This window comes from Cupriavidus pinatubonensis (assembly GCF_019602855.1).
GTDB classification, from domain to species: domain Bacteria; phylum Pseudomonadota; class Gammaproteobacteria; order Burkholderiales; family Burkholderiaceae; genus Cupriavidus; species Cupriavidus pinatubonensis.
On record NZ_CP080767.1, the window covers coordinates 3,776,320 to 3,793,483 of the forward strand.

Below are 17,164 nucleotides of genomic sequence, written 5' to 3' on the forward strand. Positions count from 1 at the left end.
TAGCGCCAGCGCGCCACCCGTTCCTGCCAAATAACCGATCTGGCGATCCGTGCGAAGCGGATACGCGGATCAGACCCCCAGCAATTCATTGAGCACCGGCATCTTGGCCTGCAGCTCGCTGGCCGCGAAGCGCTCGACGATGCCGCCGTGCTCCATCACATAAAAGCGGTCCGCCAGCGGCGCGGCGAAGCGGAAGTTCTGCTCCACCATCACCACCGTGTAGCCCTTCTTCTTGAGCATCAGGATCATGCGCGCGAGCGCCTGCACGATCACCGGCGCAAGGCCCTCCGAGATCTCGTCGAGCAGCAGCAGGTTCGCGCCGGTGCGCAGGATGCGCCCTACCGCCAGCATCTGCTGTTCGCCGCCCGACAGACGCGTGCCCTGGCTCTGGCGGCGCTCCTTCAGGTTCGGGAACATGTCGTAGATCTCGGCTTCGCTCATGCCCTTGCTGCTGTCTGCGCCCTTGAGCACCGGTGGCAGCATCAGGTTCTCTTCACATGACAGGCTCGAGAAGATCGCCCGCTCTTCCGGACAGTAGCCAATGCCGTAGTGCGCGATCTTGTGCGTGGGCAGGCCGATGGTCTCGTGGCCGTTGACCTTGATCGAGCCCTTGCGCGCGCCAGTGAGGCCCATGATCGCGCGCAGCGTCGTGGTGCGGCCCGCGCCATTGCGGCCCAGCAGCGTGACCACCTCGCCGCGGTTCACGGTCAGGTCCACGCCGTGCAGGATGTGCGATTCGCCGTACCAGGCGTGCAGGTCCTTGATTTCAAGCGCGGGTACGTTGGATGTCGTCATGTCGATGGCCTCCTCAGTGCGCGCCCTGCAACTCGGCGTCCGCGGTGCCCATGTAAGCCTCCATCACACGCGGATCCTTCGAGACTTCCGCGTACGGACCTTCGGCGAGAATCGCGCCACGCTGCAGCACCGTGATCTTGTCGGCGATCGACGACACCACGTTCATGTTGTGCTCGACCATCAGGATCGTGCGGCCCGCCGACACCTTCTTGATGAGCTGCGTGACACGATCGACGTCTTCGTGGCCCATGCCCTGCGTCGGCTCATCGAGCAGCATCAGCTCGGGCTCCATCGCAAGCGTGGTGGCGATTTCCAGCGCGCGCTTGCGCCCGTACGGCAGGTTCACCGTGACGGTCTGCGCGAACTCGGTCAGGCCGACCTGGTCGAGCAACTCCATCGCGCGGCTGTTGAGCACGTCGAGCGAACGCTCGCTGCGCCAGAACTGGTACGCGGTGCCAAGCTGGCGCTGCAGGCCGATGCGCACGTTCTCCATCACCGTCAGATGCGGGAACACGGCCGAGATCTGGAACGAACGGATCACGCCGCGGCGCGCGATCTGCGCGGGCTTTTCACGTGTGATGTCGATGCCGTTGAAGAGGATGGTGCCGGTGGTCGGCTCCAGGAACTTGGTGAGCAGGTTGAAGCAGGTGGTCTTGCCGGCACCGTTGGGTCCGATCAGCGCATGGATCGAGCCGCGGCGCACGCGCAGATTGACGTCGCTCACGGCCGTGAAACCCTTGAATTCCTTCGTCAGGTTTCGCGTTTCCAGGATGGTTTCCTGTGAATTCATAGTCTCCTGCCCGCCCTGTTGCTGAACTGCCGGCTTGTGCCCGGCACCACTGACAATCGGTTCGAACTCGGCGTTTCGCCGTTGGGTCGCTTTAGTGTTTTTTTCCGCGGTGCGACTACCGCTGTTGCTGTTGATGCCCCGTGCCATGTGCCGGGTGGTGCACCAACCGCAGGCGTCTATTGTGTGCGCCTGTTGCATCGCAAAACATCGGGGTTTGCACTATAAGACATGAACCATGTGTCAGGTTTTTGACGCGCTGCATCAAGGACTTGCGGGCGATTGGCGCCCCGCCCTGCCCTTTCCGCGTGCGCGCCATGTCATGCAGCGAGTTGCTGGCGGCGGTCCTCGCGCAGCATGTCGCTCGCCCGCTCGGCAATCATGATGGTCGGCGAATTGGTGTTGCCCGATGTAATCAGCGGCATGACCGAGGCATCGACCACGCGCAGTCCCTCGATCCCATGTACGCGCAGACGGTGATCCACGACGGCAAGCGGATCGTCCGTGCGGCCCATGCGGCATGTGCCGACCGGATGGAAGATCGTGGTGCCGATATTGCCCGCGGCCTCGGCCAGCGCTTCGTCCGTCTCGAAGCCAGGGCCGGGCAACCACTCCTCCGGGCGATACGGCGCCAGTGCGGGCGACGCCACGATGCGACGCGTGAGCCGCAACGAATCGGCTGCAACCTTGCGGTCCTCGTCCGTCGACAGATAGTTGGGCGCGATCACCGGCGCCTGCCGGAAATCAGCGCTATCGATATGGACGCTGCCGCGCGAGGTCGGGCGCAGGTTGCAGACGCTGGCCGTGAATGCGTTGAACGCGTGCAGCGGCTCGCCGAACTTGTCGAGCGACAGCGGTTGAACGTGGTACTCCAGGTTTGGCCGCGCCTGCGACGCATCCGAGCGCGCGAACGCGCCAAGTTGCGATGGCGCCATGCTCATCGGCCCGCTCTGGTTGAATGCGTATTCCAGCCCGATGCCGAGCTTGCCCCACCAACTCGCCACGCGCGTATTCAGCGTGCGCACACCATTGACCTTGACCACGGTGCGCAACTGCAGGTGGTCCTGCAGGTTCTCGCCCACGCCCGGCAATGCATGCCGCACCTGAATACCCAGGGCCTGCAGGCGCTCGCCCTGCCCGATGCCTGACAACTCGAGCAATTGCGGCGTGTTGACTGCGCCCGCGGCCAGGATCACTTCGTGCCGCGCCGCCGCGCTGTGCGCCTGCCCGCCACCGACGTAGCTCACACCCGTGCAGCGTCGCCCTTCGAAAGTCAGCGCACTGACTTGCGCCCCCGTCACGATAGTCAGATTCGGCCGGTCCGCCGCACGCCGCAGGAAAGCCTTGGACGTATTCCAGCGGATGCCGCGGCGCTGGTTGACCTCGAAATACCCCACGCCGAAGTTGTCGCCACGGTTGAAGTCGTCGGTGCGCGGAATGCCGGCCTGCTCGGCGGCGTCGATAAAGCGTTCAAGGATGTCCCAGCGCAGGCGCTGCGCTTCCACACGCCATTCGCCGCCGGCGCCATGGAATTCGCTGGGGCCGCGATGGTGGTCCTCGCTGCGCTTGAACAGTGGCAGCACGTTGTCCCAGCGCCAGCCGTCGTCGCCGCTCAGGCGTGCCCAGTCGTCATAGTCCTCGCGCTGACCGCGCATATAGATCATGCCGTTGATCGACGACGAGCCCCCGAGCACACGTCCGCGCGGATAACCGAGCGAACGGCCGTTGAGCCCCTTCTCCGCAACCGTGCGATACAGCCAGTCCGTGCGCGGATTGCCGATGCAATAGAGATAGCCGACCGGAATATGGATCCAGTGATAATCGTCCTTGCCGCCCGCCTCGAGCAGCAGCACATTGACATCCGCGTCCTGCGTGAGGCGGTTGGCCAGCACGCAGCCGGCCGAGCCGGCGCCCACGATGATGTAGTCGAAGGTCTCCATACGAGTCGTCTCGTCTCCGTGCTTGTTCTTGTTATGTCGGTGTCTGGCAGGGCAAATGCGCGTCCCGGAGGACGACCATCTTTGCGTTCAGTGAAGATGCGGCACGCGCTTCCTGACATGCAGCTGCCCCGTGACCGCAAGATTGGCGCAGTTGCACGGGCCCGTCCAATGATTTATCGTCAATCGCAATATAAGCCGCGCAAAATATTGCAGCGCACACTGAAGCGCCCCGGACCTTGGATCTCCATCACCTGCGCGCCTTCGTCGCCGTCGCGCGCGAAGGCAATCTGACCCGCGCCGCCCAGCGCCTGCACCTCACGCAGCCGGCCGTGAGCCTGCAGCTCAAGGCGCTGCAATCGGCATGGCGCGTCCGCGTGTTCGAACGCACCGCCACTGGCCTCACGCTGACCGCCGATGGCGCCGCCCTGTTGCCGCTCGCCGAGCGCATTCTCGACAGCGTCGGCGACCTGCAGCACACCGTCGATGCAATGCACACCACCGTGCGGGGCAAGCTTGCGATCGGCACCATCCTCGACCCGGAATTCACGCGTCTCGGCGTCATGCTGCGCACGCTGGTCGAGCGCCATCCGCAGATCGGCACGGAGTTGCGCCACGGCATGTCGGGCTGGGTGCTGCAGCAGATACGCAGCGGCGCGCTCGATGTGGGCTTCTACCTCGGGCAGCTGCCGGATGCCGGCTTCCATGCGCTGGCATTGACGCCGTTCTCGTATTACGTGGTCGCGCCTAAGGGCTGGAAGGAGCGCACCGCGCTGCGCTCGTGGGCGCAGCTCGCGACGCTGCCGTGGATCTGGACGCCGTCCGAATCCGCGCACAACCGGCTGCTGTCGGCGCGCTTTGCCGAAGCGGGCGTCGACGCGGCCAGCGTGCACAAGGTCGCGCATGTGGACCAGGAAGCATCGATGCTGGACCTGGTGCGCTCGGGTGTCGGCCTGTCGCTGGTGCGCGACTCGATCGCGCTGCGCGAATCGCACGCGCATGGCCTCGTGGTGGTGGAAGGCATGTCCGTGCAGACGGAACTGATGCTTGTCGCGCTGGCCAGCCGACGTGAAGATCCCGTCGTCAGCGCAGTGTTCGGCGTCGCTGAGTCCGTTTTTCGAACCTAGACTGGCTGCGCCAGATGCCGCCGCAGCCAGTCCGTCAGCGCCGCAAATACCTTGCTGCGCAACGGCTCGGCCTCGTTGAAGATCTCATGGTAGCCCTCGCCGAACCACACTTCTTCGCGGAGATCTGCCGGCACATGATCGAAGAAGGTCCGGCTTCCGCCCGGATCGACGATCTTGTCCGCGCCGCCGACTAGCATCAGCATCGGTGCCTCCAGCCGCGGCGCATCGGTCTGCGCTTGCGCCATGCCCCGGATGAAGCTCTCAAGTACGCCGGCCGTAATCGTGGTCTGTACCAGCGGATCAGCGCGATAGCGCGCCACGACATGCGCGTCGTGCGACAGCATGCGCGCATCGATCGGGTTGGGCACGCGCAAGCGCGGCGCCAGCGTAAGAAGTACGCGGTGGATCGTCAGCATCGTCGGAGACAACCGCAATGCCAGCGCCGGCGACGACAGCACCAGCGCACGCACCGGGCGCAAGCGCGCAGTGGCGAAGCGCGCGGCGACCAGCCCTCCCATGCTGTGGCCGAGCAGGATCGGCAGTTCCTTCCAGACCCGCACTGCCGCGTCATGGATTTCGACAAGGTCATTGAGGTAGGCATCGGGATGTTCCGCGACCATGCGCGCCCCACCGCTCGCACCATGGCCGCGCTGGTCGTATGCACGCACACGCAGGCCCAATCCGCACAGCACCTCGGCCACATGCTGGTAGCGGCCGCAGTGCTCAGCCAGCCCATGGACGAGCAACACGCAGCCGACCGTTTCGGGGAACATGCACGGATCCGGTTCCCAGGTGCGCAGCAGCAGTTCGGTGCCGTCGCGCATACGCTGGCGGCTTTCTACTGCTGCAAGACCGGGCGCTTTGCCAGCCGCGTCCGCAGGACCGGATGGGCCTGCTTCAGCAGGATGAACGGGGTTTTCCGTCATGGGCTTGTCCATCCGCGGGTCTCCTCCCGATGCCGCCCGACCGGCGCGGGGGCATTGCGTTTCTGATTATTGTTCGTCCGCCACCGTACCGCTACATGCGCCCTCACCATGGCAATGCGCATGGTCATCGGGCTGCGCGAAGTCGGCGAGGATGGGGCAATCGGGCCGGTCGTCGCCGCTGCAGGCCTCGGCCAGCGCGCGCAGCGTATCGCGCATCGCGGCAAGTTCGGCAATCCGCTTTTCCAGGTCCGCCACATGCCGCAGCGTCATCGCCTTCACATCTGCGCTGGCGCGCCGGCGGTCATGCCACAGCGACAGCAGCCCGCGGATCTCCTCGAGCGAGAACCCGAGACTACGGGCGCGCCGCACGAAGCGCAAGGTATGCACGGCGCGCTCGTCGTAGCGGCGGTAGCCGCCTTCGGTGCGCGGCGGCGCATCGACCAGGCCGATGGACTCGTAGTGCCGGATCATCTTCGCCGAAACGCCAGAGGCGTCCGCTGCCTCGCCGATATTCATGCCTTTGCTCCTGTTTCACCCGTCTCGCCACCCGGATGCCAGCGCCGCAGCAGCAACGCGTTGCTGACGACGCTCACGCTCGAGAACGCCATCGCGGCCCCGGCGACCACCGGGTTCAGCAGCCCTGCCGCAGCCAGCGGAATGCCGACCACGTTGTAGAAGAACGCCCAGAACAGGTTCTGGCGAATCTTGCGCACGGTGCGGTGTGACACGGCCAGCGCGTCGGCGACGAGCGCCGGATCCCCGCGCATCAGCGTGATCCCCGCTGCGTGCATGGCGACATCGGTACCAGTGGACATCGCAATGCCGACATCGGCCGCGGCCAGCGCTGGCGCATCGTTGATGCCATCGCCGACCATGGCCACCACCGCGCCATCCTGGCCGAGCGCACGCACACGCGCCGCCTTGTCTTCGGGCAGTACCTCGGCCTGTACTTCATCGAGACCGAGCGCCTGGGCCACGCGTGCCGCGGCGCCCTTGTTGTCGCCGGTCAGCATCACCGTGCGCACGCCGGCTGCGCGCAGCCGCGCAATGGCCGCGGGTGCGCCGGGCTTGATGGCATCGCCAAACGCCACCAGGCCAGTGACGCGTGGCGGCTGCGTTTCCACCAGCCACGACACCGTGCGACCCTCGTCGCGCAGGCGTTCCGCCGCCGCCTGCAGCGTACCCGCATCAGCGCCGAGCGCTTCGCGCAGCCGTTCGCTGCCGAGCTGCAGCGCTTGCCCGTCGACCACGCCGGCAATGCCGCGCCCCGGCAACGCCTGCACATCAGTGGCCGCGGGTGCGGTGATGCCGCGCGTTTGCGCCGCATTCAGCACCGCGCGCGCCAGCGGGTGCTCGCTTCCTGCCTGAAGTGCCGCCAGCCGCGCCAGCAGCCTGGCGCCGTCGGCATCCTCCGGGTCGGCGGCGTGCAGCGCCACCACTTCCGGCCGGCCCACGGTCAGCGTGCCGGTCTTGTCGAACGCCACCACGCTCACGCGATGGGCAATCTCGAGCGCCTCTGCATCCTTGATCAGAATGCCCGCGCGCGCACCGGCGCCGGTGCCGGCCATGATCGCGGTTGGCGTGGCGAGCCCCAGCGCGCACGGGCAGGCGATCACCAGCACTGCCACCGCATTGAGCAGTGCCGTTTCCCAGTCGCCCGCGAACAGGCCCCAGCCGAGCAGCGTCACCAGCGCAATGCCCAGCACCACCGGCACGAACACCGCGCTGACCTGGTCGACCAGGCGCTGGATCGGTGCCTTGGCCGCCTGCGCATGCTCGACCATGCGGATGATGCGAGCAAGCACGGTCTCGGCGCCCACCGCGACAGTGCGCGCTACCAGCAGCCCTTCGAAATTGATGGCGCCGCCGGTGAGCTTGTCGCCGGGGCCCTTCGGTACGGGCACGCTTTCGCCGGTCAGCATCGATTCATCGGCATGGCTGCTGCCTTCGATCACCACGGCATCGACGGGGATACGCTCGCCCGGACGCACCACCACTTCGTCCCCCACACGCACCGATCCCAGCGGCACCGTCACTTCCTGGCCGTCGCGGCGCACGCGAGCGGTGTCGGGTCGCAGCGCGGCGAGCGCGCGGATGGCATCGGCGGTCTGGCGCTTGGCCCGCGTCTCCAGCCATTTGCCCAGCCGCACGAGCGTGATGACCACCGCGGCGCTTTCGAAGTAGAGATGCGGCATGCCGTCCGGCATGCGCCACATCAGCCACAGGGACAGGCCATAGGCAGCGCTCGTGCCCAGCGCCACCAGCAGGTCCATATTGCCGGCGCGGGCGCGCACTGCCTTCCAGCCGGCCTTGTAGAAGCGCCAGCCAAACACGAACTGCACCGGCGTGGCAAGCAGCCACTGCACCGAGCCCGGCAGCATCCAGTGCATGCCGAACCATTCGAGCACCATCGGTGCGACCAGCGGCACGGAAAGCGCCGCCGAGAAGATCACCGGCCATGGACCGGTCCAGAAGTCGCGTGCGGCATCGCCCGGCGCAGCCGATGGCAGCGTTTCGGTGACCGGGATTGCACCGTAGCCCGCGCGCGCGACCGCGGCGGCGAGCGAATCGGCATCGGCGGCGCCGCGCAGCAGGGTCACGCTCGCGCGTTCGGTAGCAAGGTTGACCTGGGCATCAAGCACACCTGGCACGGCGCGCAGCGCGCGTTCGACACGGCCCACGCAGGAAGCGCAGGTCATGTCTGCGATATTGAGTTCTACCGTCTCGCGTGGCACTTCATAGCCGGCATCCGCCACGGCCTTGGCTGCGGCCGGCAGCACGGCGCCGCTGTCCGCATGGAGCGTGGCCTGCTCGGTGGCAAGGTTCACGGCCACGTCCTGCACGCCGGGCACCTTGGCCAGCGCATTCTCGACACGCCGCACGCACGACGCGCAGGTCATGCCGTCGATCGGCAGCCGCCACTCCGGCGCCTGGCTGCCCGTCAAGGTGGGGGAAAGGCTGGCATTCGACATTGATGGACTCGTCCTCGGTTTCGGTTACTGCATGATGGACCTTACCATCATAGGAAGGTCAATGACGATTCGAGTGTCGCATGATGCGCTTTTCGATATTCATTGGAGGTTTGTGCTTGCGCTTCCCACCATGGGAAGGTTCACACTACGTCCGTCGCGGCGATCGTGCCGCCAGTCCATCTCAATCAGGAGGTCCCAGCCATGATCCAGTTCCAGGTCGAAGGCATGTCCTGCAACCACTGCGTGGGCGCCATTACGCGCGCCGTGCAGGGCGTTGATCCCGCCGCACGCGTGAATGCCGATGTACCGGCCCAGTCGGTCAAGGTGGAAAGCGGCGCGGATGTGCAAGCGCTGCGCGCAGCCATCGAAGAGGCCGGGTACCCGGTGAAGTCGGCGGCGTAAAGCGCGCTGCAACCTGCCAGTGAAGCAAAGAAAACGGGGCGCACAAGGCGCCCCGTTCTTCGTTCCTGGATACGTCCTGACGGAAATCAGAACTTGTAGCCCACGCTCAGGAAAGTCACCACCGGATCGATCTTGATCTTGGTGTGCGACACGATCGTCACCCCGTTCGCCTGGGTGGTGAGGGTGGCACGGGTAGACAAGGGCAGGTAGGAAACCGACAGGCCCACGAACCAGTTGTCAGTGATGGCGTAGCTCGCGCCCACGTTGAACACCGGGTTCCACGAGCTTTCCGCATTGGCGGTCATCTTGGCGCCGGGAATACCGAAGGCGTGGTTGACGAAGTCCTGGTTGGTGATGGTTTCGTCCGTGAACCAGGTGTAGTTCACCCCCAGGCCGACATAGGGTCGAAATTTCGTCTTGGCATCGAAGAAGTGGTACTTCACCACCACCGCCGGGCTCCACTGCCTGACCGAGCCCAGCTTGCCATATTGGCCATAGTCGCCGGTGCCCTTGACGTCATGCTTGGGCGGAATGCCTGCGACCAGTTCGGCCGAGATGTTGTCCGTGAAGTAATGCTCGAAGGCGATACCCAGCGTATCGGCACTCTCGATACTGGCGCCCGTGTTTGCCCGGGTCATATTGACCGGACGGCCATTGATGCTGTCCACCGTCAGCGGATCGGCCGAGCTGTTCGGCATCACGCGGAACCAGCCCAGGCTCACGATATTGCTGCCCGCGGATTGCGCCTGTGCCGTACCTGCCAGCGCCATGACAGCGCCTGCCGCCAGCATCTTCTTATAGTTCGATTTCATAGTCCTCATACTCCTCATTCGGGTTGCTGCCGGAGGCATTATCCGGCCTGCAGCAGCGGGACTGTTTCATCGACGACACTGATTCGTAGAAGGACTCCCCTAAAGGAAGGGTTAACCATTAAGAAAATCGCATCGAGGCTGACCTTGGCCTCCGGTACCGCAGCATCCGCGCAACGCTTTTGCGGTGTCGCGCGAAAAACCCTCGAATATACGTGGTTTTACGAGGGCGGCGGCTGGTTCTCCATCGGGCCGCCACCCCTGAGCACCGCTGTTGCGTCAGGGCGTCACGATGGCGAAGTTGGTGTCGAACTTGTCCATCAGCCCCACCCACGTGCGCAGCGCGCCGGCATCGCCGTCGACACGCGCGCGTCCGGCTTGCACCTCGGCCGACAGCGTGGTCTGGCCGGCAAGCACCCCCATCAGCGCCATGCGAGGGATGCTCAGCGTCACCTGCGGGTTCTGGTGCTGGGCATCGGCCTTGTACCGGAACACGCCGTTATCCACAGTCAGTGCGTAGCGCTTGGCCGTATCGGGCTGGACCCAGTTGATGGCGAGCTTCTGGCCCGCCGCGCGCTCGCCATTCAGGCGGATCGCCAGGTAATCCAGCAGCATGGTGTCGGTCATGGCATTCAGCACATCGGGGCTGGAGGTGCGCGCGCCTGAATCCTTCGATAGGCCATTGCGCAGTTCCTGCGCACCGCTCAGGAAAGCGCTGCGCCACGTGGCCGATTCGGTCTGGTAGCCAAGCTGCTCGAGCGCGTCCGCTTCGAGATTGCGCGCCACCTGGTTGGACGGGTCGGCAAACACGACCTGCTTCATGACCTCGGCCACCCAGCGGTACTCGCCACGCGCAAATGAAGCCCTCGCCTGTTCGATCACCTTGTCGGCCCCGCCCATGAACTGAACATAGTGCCGGGCCGATTCTTCGGGCGGAAGCGGATAGAGGTTGGCCGGATTGGCGTCATACCAGCCGAGGTAGCGCTGGTAGACCGCCTTGGCGTTGTGGTTCACCGTGCCGTAGTAGTCACGCAGGTCCCACTGGCTCGCCAGCGACGGTGGCAGCTTCACGCGCTCGCCGATCTCGGCCGGCGTGAAGCCCTGGTTGGCCAGGCGTAGCGACTGGTCGTGGATGTACTTGTAGCCATCACGCTGGTTGCCCAGGTACGTCACGATGTTCTGCTGGCCCCACTTCGGCCAGTGGTGCTGCGCGAACAGGACCTCGGTACGGCCGCCGAAGCGGTCGATGGTCTCGTCCAGCGCGCGCCACCACTGGTTGGCGTCGCGCACCTGTGCGCCGCGGATGGTGTACAGGTTATGCATGTTGTGGGTAGCGTCCTCGGCCGCGCACAGCGCCTTCCACTGCGGGAAGTACATCAGCATCTCGGCCGGCGCCTCGGTGCCGGGCGCCATCAGGAACTCGATCTGCACGCCGTCGATCGTGCGCGTCTCTCCGGTCTTCGCGATCAGGTCGGTCGGCGCGATCAGCGTGATGGTGCCGCGGGACACCGCTTTGCCCAGTCCCGAGTCGACATGGCCGTTGGCCGCCCTCGGCAGGTTGACACCGTACATGTACTGCGCGCGGCGCCCCATTGCATTGCCCGCGAAGACGTTCTCGCTGACTGCCTCCTCCATGAAACCTTCAGGTGCCAGCACCTTCACGCGGCCAGCCTTCACCTCCTCGTCGGTGGTCACGCCCTTCACGCCCCCGAAGTGGTCACCATGGCTATGGGTGTAGATCACTGCCGCCACGGGCTTCTTCGGTCGATGCTTGTAGTAAAGATCCAGCGCCGCGTGCGCCGTTTCCTTCGAGGTAAGCGGGTCGATGATGATCAGCCCGGTATCGCCCTCGATGATCGTCATGTTCGAGATGTCGAGTCCGCGCACCTGGTAAATGCGGTCAGTGACCCGGAACAAGCCGTTGTTCATGTTGAGCTGGGCCTGACGCCACAGGCTCGGGTTGACCGTGTCCGGTGCTCTGGCATCGCGCAGAAATGCGTACGTATCAAGCGACCAGACCACGCGCCCCTGCGCATCGCGGATTTCGTTGCTGTCCAGCGTACCGAGGAAGCCGCGCTGCGCATCCTCGAAATCCTGCCGGTTGGCAAACGGCAACTGCTGCAGGACCGCGGCGTTGGCCTTTGCTGTGGCAGCCGTCGCCGCCTTCGGACTTTCGGCCGCGTGTACCGGCCCCAACAGGCACATGGCAGCAGCAGCGAGCGCTGCGTATCGATAAATCATTCGGTTCTCCTTGAGACATGGGCTCAGTGCGAGCCTGCTCACGCAACAAGGCGGCAAAACGGAAAGTTGCCGCCCACCAGCGGGGGCGCATTGTGCTGAACGTTCAGTACAATCCCGAAGTTTGGTTCGAATCGCGTCACACTGTCAAATGCCGAGCGGCTGTGTTTTGCGCCGCCGAGCCTGTTAGTGATTCAAACGACATATTTGGTCCCCTCATGCCCGTGTCCTCTCTCTCGCCGCACGCCAATCCGAAAAACCGCCGTGGCCTCGAGACCCGCCAGCGCGTGCTGGAGGTCACGCGCGACCTGATACGCGCACATGGCTACGCCGACGTCACGCTCGACCAGATTTCTGCGAGCGCCGGCGTGGCCAAGAGCAGTCTGCTATGGCATTTCGGCAGCAAGGAGATGTTGCTGGCAGAGGCGGCCACCAGCCTGTTCCAGCAAATCGCCCAAGAGATAGAACCGGACGTGCGTGCCGGCGAAACGCCTCAGCGGCGGCTGGACCGCGTCTTCAATCAGGTCGCGCAGGCTTTCACCGCCAACCCCGAAGCCAAGGGTGTGGTGCTCGGCATGCTGTTCTCGGGCAGCGTGCCGGCCAGCGTGCGCGCCGAGATCCGGCGCGGCTGGGACAGTCATGTGCGGCAGCTTGTCGACGCGTTCTCGCAACCGCATCGTCCGATGCCAGCCGCGATGGCACGGCTGATGCTGGCCACGTTCCATGGCTGCTACTGCCACTGGTATGCCGGCGGTTGCAGCGAATCGGTTGCCGAGTACCTGGAGCCCGCGCGCGAGCTGTTTCGTGCCTGGCTCGGGGCGGACGCAGGCTAGTCCGGGCGGCTGGCCAGCACGCAGGCCGCCAGGTCCCACAGCGCGTAGCCGACGCTCTTGAACACGAGCGGGCTGCTGCGGCGGGCGCGGATGGCATCCGCCTGCAGGATCGCTGTTTCGAACGGCTGCACGGTCGACCAGTCGATGCCCGCCTGCAACAAGTCACCAGCCTCTTCCTCGATGCCGAACAGCGTATCGGCGAGCAGGCGCCCGCTGGCCGACGCCGCATGGCACAGCGCTGGCGGCAGTTCGCACATGTCCGGACGGAACGCGCCGACCGCGGCAATGAAGTGGTGCTCTTGCCACAGACCGCTATCGATGTCGGGCAGTACCGGACTGAGGCTCGACGTGACGGTCACCACCATCGACACGCGCGGCAGCACGGATGCAACATCATCGGTCACCTCCGCCGTCACGCCGAGCGAGCCAGCGTGCGCGGCCAGCGCTTCGGCCTTGTCGCGCGTGCGCGAATGCAGCCACACGCGACGTACCGGCAATCCAGCGATGAAGGCTTCCAGATGGGTCATCGCTTGAACGCCGGCACCGATGATCAGCAGTTCGCCGTCCGGCTGCGCCGCAAAGCGCTGCGCCGCCAGCAACGACACAGCGGCGGTGCGTCGACCGGTGACGGTGGGACCATCCAGCATTGCGAGGCGCTCGCCCGTATGCGCGTCAGCGACCACGACCTCGCCGAGGATATTCGGCAGCCCGCGACGCGGATTATCGGGATGCACCGTGATGTTCTTGGTCATCACCAGCCGCCGGTTGCGCGCCGGCATCACCAGCAGCGTGCCCGCCCCGCCCTGCGCGTCGCCGACCGGCAGCGCGATACGCGGCGGCGCCATGGCGGTGCCATCGCGCAACTCGCCCAGCATGTCGGCGATCGCCCCGGCGAGTTCGGGATAAGGCAGGCGCGCCGCCGTGCTGGCGGCATCGAGGGGAATCAGGGCCATGCGGACACTCCGGCAGGTCGGTTCAGGACCCGCCATTATGCGGCAGGCCCTGCACCCGAATCAGCGTGCCAGCATCGGCATCACATGCTCGGCATAGCGCGTACCCGCCGCTGCGCCGGCCGGGAAAATGGCATCGATATCCGCCAGCTCCTTTGCATCGAGCCGCACGTCCAGCGCGCCGAGGTTGTCGTCCAGATTGGCGATGCGGCGCGTACCGGGAATCGGCACGATCTGCGGACCGCGCGCCAGTACCCAGGCAAGCGCGAGCTGCGCCGGCGTGCAGCCTTTTGCGTCCGCCAGTGCGCGCACCTTGTCGACAAGCGCCAGGTTGCGCGCGAAGTTTTCGCCCATGAAGCGCGGGTTGGTGCGGCGGAAATCGTCCGCATCGAAGTCCTCGGGGCTGCGGATCGCGCCCGTCAGGAAGCCGCGGCCCAGCGGGCTATAGGGCACGAAGCCAATGCCCAGCCGCTCGCACGTAGCGAGGATGCCGTCGGTATCCACATCGCGCGTCCACAACGAATACTCGCTCTGCAAGGCCGTGACCGGATGCACCTTGTGCGCGCGTTCGAGGGTTTGCGCGCCGGCCTCGGACAGCCCGATCCAGCGGATCTTGCCGGCCTTCACGAGTTCGGCCATCGCGCCCACGGTTTCCTCGATCGGCACCTCCGGATCGACGCGGTGCTGGTAGTACAAATCGATGTGCTCTACGCCGAGGCGCTTCAAACTTGCCTCGCAGCTCGCGCGCACATACTCGGGGCGGCCATTGACGCCACGCGCTGCGGGTTTCGACAAATCTCGCACGATGCCGAATTTGGTCGCGAGCACGACCTGCTCGCGACGCCCGGCGATGGCACGGCCCACGAGTTCTTCATTGGTATGCGGCCCATAGATGTCCGCGGTATCGAGCAGCGTAATGCCGCGATCGAGCGCATGGTGGATCGTGCGGATCGACTCGGCATCGTCATGCGCGCCGTAGAAATCGCTCATGCCCATGCAGCCAAGGCCGATGGCCGAGACCGTGGGGCCATGGTTGCCTAGCTGGCGGGTTGCAACGCTCGCAGCGGGGTTGGCGTTTCCGGTCATGCTTGCTCCTGTCGGTTGGCGTCGCGCGCGGCGACGAATGCACGCCAGCTTGAAGCGCTGCGAGGCGTGCGACTGGTTCAAGGTACCACGCGCAGGATCAGCGAGCGCCGCGCCCCGTTTGCGCGGCGGGAGCACGCACGCTTGCCCCGCGCACTTCAATGCCGATACGGTCCACCACCTTGCCCGCGGCGTCGAGCAACTCAACCTGATGCCGGCCGGGCCACGGCAGCCACGCCACTTCACCGCCACGCCCAAGCGGCTTGCCATCCATGCGCCACGTCACAGAACGCGCGGTCTGGCCCGTTACGCCTTCGGCGTGGAACCACACACGTTGCGCCGACGGCGGCATGTCAGGGTCCAGCGCAAACACCGTGCCGTTGGCCGGATTGGCAATGGCCGGCACGCCAGATCGCGCTGACGACATCCCCACGCCGACACGTGTCTGGGCCGTACCAACGAGAAACACTTCTTCACGCGCTGGCTCGAGGTCATCGTCAAACGCCAGCGCGACGCGCTCCACGCCCGCCGGCGCCGCAGGCGCCATGCTCGGCTGCGAACGGTGCAGCGCCTCCATCACGTCATGCCAGACCGGCGCCGCGCCGGATACCCCCGATACGTCATGCATGCTGGCCCCGCTCGCATTGCCAACCCACACGCCAACGGTATAACGCCGTGACCAGCCGATGCACCAGTTGTCGCGCATGTCCTTGCTCGTACCGGTCTTCACCGCAGTCCAGAAACGCGTGGTCAGCGGACTGTCGAGCCCGAACGTGCGCGCCCGTGCGTGGCGGTCGGACAGGATGTCGCCGATCACGTAGCTCGCTGCTGGCGCCATCACCGCCGTAGTCGGCACTGCCGCCATGCCCGCACGCATGCGCACCGGTGCATAGCGACCGCTGTTGGCAAGCGCGCGATACGCGTTGGTCAGCGCCAGCAGCGACACATCGGCGCTGCCGAGCGCAAGGCTATATCCGTAGTAGTCGCCGGCTTCTGTCAACGGCAGTCCCAGCGACACCAAGCGTTTGTAAAAGCGGTGCGGTGTCACCATCACGAGCGTGCGCACCGCGGGCACGTTCAGCGAAGCAGCAAGCGCCGCGCGCGTACTGACCCAGCCCGCGTAGCGATGGTCGTAGTTCTGCGGCACGTACAGCCCGCCGCCGACCGGCAGGTTGACAGGCCGGTCGTCGAGCAGCGAAGCAGCCGTCAGCCGCCGTTCTTCCAGCGCCTGCTCGTACAGGAATGGTTTCAGCGTTGAACCCGCCTGGCGCAGCGCCTGTGCATGATCGACTTCCGACGCACCGGACAACTCGCCGGACGAGCCCACGTAGGCCAGCACGTCGCCGCTCGCGTTGTCGATCACCACCACGGCGCCGTCTTCCACATGGCGTCCGGCCAGTTCGCGCAGATGCCGCTGCAGGCTCGCCGTGGCCACGCGCTGGAGATCTGCGTCAAGCGTCGATCGAAGGTACGACTGCGCCAGATCTGTCCGTGGTTGCGCACGCGCCTGACTCGCCAGCATACGACCAAGATGCGGTGCGAGTTGCCTCGGCTGCGGCGACGCTGCCGTGCCGCGCTGCGCGACGGTGCCTGAGCGCAGCAATGCCAGTTGTGCAAAGCCTTCCAGCCCCTCGCACTCGCGCGGCAAGCGCATCTCGCGCAGGATGCCGCATGCGCGGCGCGACACCTGCGCTGCCTTTGCGTTGGGCGCACGCACGAGCGCCACGGCCAGCGCCGATTCACGCGCGTCCAGTCCCTCCGGAAACTTGCCGAACAACACTTGCGACATCGCCGACAGCCCGACAAGTTCGCCACGGAACGGCACGAGGTTCAGATAGGCTTCAAGGATCTGGTCCTTGCTCCAGCTTCGTTCCAGCGACGCGGCGCCGGCAGCCTGTCCGAGCTTCTGCGTGACGCTGCGGCCCTGCCCCGCGGCGCTCGGCCTGCGCAGGTCCTCATCGAGCAGGCCTGCCAGTTGCATCGTCAGCGTGGAAGCACCGCGCGTCCGCGTGTTAAAGAGATTGGCCCAGGCCGCTGCAGCCACGCCTTGCCAGTCGACGCCGCTGTGTGCGTAGAAGCGCTTGTCCTCCGACAGCACGATGGCCGTGCGCAACGCCGGCGAGGTTTCCTGCAGGGTGACCCAATCACCGCGGCGCACGCGGAAATCGTCACGTATGCGCGCCACGGTTTCGCCGTTGCGATCGGTGATGACGAGGTCGGAGCTTCGCCAGTCTGCGCGGACTTGGGTGAAGCTTGGAAGTGCATGGGCGGGGAGTGTTGTGCATGTCAGCGCAATCGCAAACAT

The 17,164-nt window shown here is 65.7% G+C and carries 14 protein-coding genes; 3 read left to right on the forward strand and 11 right to left on the reverse strand.

Annotated elements, in window-relative coordinates:
- Positions 1 to 69: 69 nt before the first annotated feature.
- The 3 genes from K2O51_RS30275 to K2O51_RS30285 form a co-directional block, all read right to left on the reverse strand.
- Positions 70 to 795 carry an ABC transporter ATP-binding protein gene (locus K2O51_RS30275; protein ID WP_011299497.1) on the reverse strand — a complete coding sequence of 242 codons (726 nt, stop codon included), beginning with the start codon at positions 793 to 795 and terminating at the stop codon, positions 70 to 72.
- A gap of 13 nt (positions 796 to 808) precedes the next feature.
- Positions 809 to 1,585, reverse strand: a complete 777-nt coding sequence (locus K2O51_RS30280; RefSeq protein WP_011299498.1) for an ABC transporter ATP-binding protein — start codon at positions 1,583 to 1,585, stop codon at positions 809 to 811.
- Positions 1,586 to 1,902: 317 nt separating this feature from the next.
- Positions 1,903 to 3,522 carry a GMC family oxidoreductase gene (locus K2O51_RS30285; RefSeq protein WP_140949996.1) on the reverse strand — a complete coding sequence of 540 codons (1,620 nt, stop codon included), beginning with the start codon at positions 3,520 to 3,522 and terminating at the stop codon, positions 1,903 to 1,905.
- Between the two features lie 236 nt (positions 3,523 to 3,758).
- Between K2O51_RS30285 and K2O51_RS30290 the strand changes: the two genes are divergently transcribed.
- The gene (locus K2O51_RS30290) at positions 3,759 to 4,646 is read left to right on the forward strand and encodes a LysR family transcriptional regulator (protein ID WP_140949995.1); all 888 of its coding nucleotides are present in this window, start codon (positions 3,759 to 3,761) and stop codon (positions 4,644 to 4,646) included.
- Here K2O51_RS30290 and K2O51_RS30295 read toward each other — a convergent pair.
- The 3 genes from K2O51_RS30295 to K2O51_RS30305 are packed head-to-tail and all read right to left on the reverse strand — an operon-like array spanning position 4,643 to position 8,544.
- On the reverse strand, positions 4,643 to 5,584 hold the full coding sequence (locus K2O51_RS30295; RefSeq protein ID WP_220631136.1) for an alpha/beta hydrolase: 942 nt from the start codon (positions 5,582 to 5,584) through the stop codon (positions 4,643 to 4,645). The genes K2O51_RS30290 and K2O51_RS30295 overlap by 4 nt on opposite strands.
- Positions 5,585 to 5,638: 54 nt before the next feature.
- Positions 5,639 to 6,088, reverse strand: a complete 450-nt coding sequence (cueR, locus tag K2O51_RS30300; protein ID WP_011299502.1) for a Cu(I)-responsive transcriptional regulator — start codon at positions 6,086 to 6,088, stop codon at positions 5,639 to 5,641.
- Positions 6,085 to 8,544 carry a heavy metal translocating P-type ATPase gene (locus K2O51_RS30305; RefSeq protein ID WP_220631137.1) on the reverse strand — a complete coding sequence of 820 codons (2,460 nt, stop codon included), beginning with the start codon at positions 8,542 to 8,544 and terminating at the stop codon, positions 6,085 to 6,087. Before K2O51_RS30305 ends, cueR begins: the two co-directional genes overlap by 4 nt.
- Before the next feature lie 201 nt (positions 8,545 to 8,745).
- Here K2O51_RS30305 and K2O51_RS30310 point away from each other — a divergent pair, with 201 nt between their 5' ends.
- On the forward strand, positions 8,746 to 8,946 hold the full coding sequence (locus K2O51_RS30310; protein WP_011299504.1) for a heavy-metal-associated domain-containing protein: 201 nt from the start codon (positions 8,746 to 8,748) through the stop codon (positions 8,944 to 8,946).
- An 86-nt stretch (positions 8,947 to 9,032) separates the two neighbouring features.
- Here the strand turns inward: K2O51_RS30310 and K2O51_RS30315 are convergent, their stop codons facing one another.
- Together K2O51_RS30315 and K2O51_RS30320 are read right to left on the reverse strand one after the other, a co-directional pair.
- Positions 9,033 to 9,758 carry an OmpW/AlkL family protein gene (locus K2O51_RS30315; protein ID WP_011299505.1) on the reverse strand — a complete coding sequence of 242 codons (726 nt, stop codon included), beginning with the start codon at positions 9,756 to 9,758 and terminating at the stop codon, positions 9,033 to 9,035.
- Positions 9,759 to 10,034: 276 nt separating this feature from the next.
- Positions 10,035 to 11,996, reverse strand: a complete 1,962-nt coding sequence (locus K2O51_RS30320) for an alkyl/aryl-sulfatase (RefSeq protein WP_220631138.1) — start codon at positions 11,994 to 11,996, stop codon at positions 10,035 to 10,037.
- A 215-nt stretch (positions 11,997 to 12,211) separates the two neighbouring features.
- On the opposite strand from K2O51_RS30320, the gene K2O51_RS30325 reads away from it, so the two are divergent.
- Positions 12,212 to 12,826 (forward strand): TetR/AcrR family transcriptional regulator, encoded by a 615-nt coding sequence (locus tag K2O51_RS30325; RefSeq protein ID WP_041679748.1) that lies wholly within the window; start codon positions 12,212 to 12,214, stop codon positions 12,824 to 12,826.
- Here the strand turns inward: K2O51_RS30325 and K2O51_RS30330 are convergent.
- From K2O51_RS30330 to pbpC, 3 genes are all read right to left on the reverse strand, one after another.
- On the reverse strand, positions 12,823 to 13,779 hold the full coding sequence (locus K2O51_RS30330) for a delta(1)-pyrroline-2-carboxylate reductase family protein (protein ID WP_220631139.1): 957 nt from the start codon (positions 13,777 to 13,779) through the stop codon (positions 12,823 to 12,825). The two genes, K2O51_RS30325 and K2O51_RS30330, sit on opposite strands and share 4 nt — an antisense overlap.
- A 60-nt stretch (positions 13,780 to 13,839) precedes the next feature.
- Positions 13,840 to 14,787, reverse strand: coding sequence for an aldo/keto reductase (locus K2O51_RS30335; RefSeq protein ID WP_425291324.1), 948 nt, complete (start codon positions 14,785 to 14,787; stop codon positions 13,840 to 13,842).
- 172 nt (positions 14,788 to 14,959) lie between these two features.
- The gene (gene pbpC / locus K2O51_RS30340) at positions 14,960 to 17,164 is read right to left on the reverse strand and encodes a penicillin-binding protein 1C (RefSeq protein WP_220631140.1); all 2,205 of its coding nucleotides are present in this window, start codon (positions 17,162 to 17,164) and stop codon (positions 14,960 to 14,962) included.

Bases quoted from the DNA above. Each gene is read 5' to 3' on its own strand.
- K2O51_RS30275 (WP_011299497.1), bottom strand. From the start codon at position 795: ATGACGACATCCAACGTACCCGCGCTTGAAATCAAGGACCTGCACGCC.
- K2O51_RS30280 (WP_011299498.1), bottom strand. From the start codon at position 1,585: ATGAATTCACAGGAAACCATCCTGGAAACGCGAAACCTGACGAAGGAA.
- K2O51_RS30285 (WP_140949996.1), bottom strand. From the start codon at position 3,522: ATGGAGACCTTCGACTACATCATCGTGGGCGCCGGCTCGGCCGGCTGC.
- K2O51_RS30295 (WP_220631136.1), bottom strand. From the start codon at position 5,584: ATGGACAAGCCCATGACGGAAAACCCCGTTCATCCTGCTGAAGCAGGC.
- cueR (WP_011299502.1), bottom strand. From the start codon at position 6,088: ATGAATATCGGCGAGGCAGCGGACGCCTCTGGCGTTTCGGCGAAGATG.
- K2O51_RS30305 (WP_220631137.1), bottom strand. From the start codon at position 8,544: ATGTCGAATGCCAGCCTTTCCCCCACCTTGACGGGCAGCCAGGCGCCG.
- K2O51_RS30310 (WP_011299504.1), top strand. From the start codon at position 8,746: ATGATCCAGTTCCAGGTCGAAGGCATGTCCTGCAACCACTGCGTGGGC.
- K2O51_RS30315 (WP_011299505.1), bottom strand. From the start codon at position 9,758: ATGAAATCGAACTATAAGAAGATGCTGGCGGCAGGCGCTGTCATGGCG.
- K2O51_RS30320 (WP_220631138.1), bottom strand. From the start codon at position 11,996: ATGATTTATCGATACGCAGCGCTCGCTGCTGCTGCCATGTGCCTGTTG.
- K2O51_RS30325 (WP_041679748.1), top strand. From the start codon at position 12,212: ATGCCCGTGTCCTCTCTCTCGCCGCACGCCAATCCGAAAAACCGCCGT.
- K2O51_RS30330 (WP_220631139.1), bottom strand. From the start codon at position 13,779: ATGGCCCTGATTCCCCTCGATGCCGCCAGCACGGCGGCGCGCCTGCCT.
- pbpC (WP_220631140.1), bottom strand. From the start codon at position 17,164: ATGTTTGCGATTGCGCTGACATGCACAACACTCCCCGCCCATGCACTT.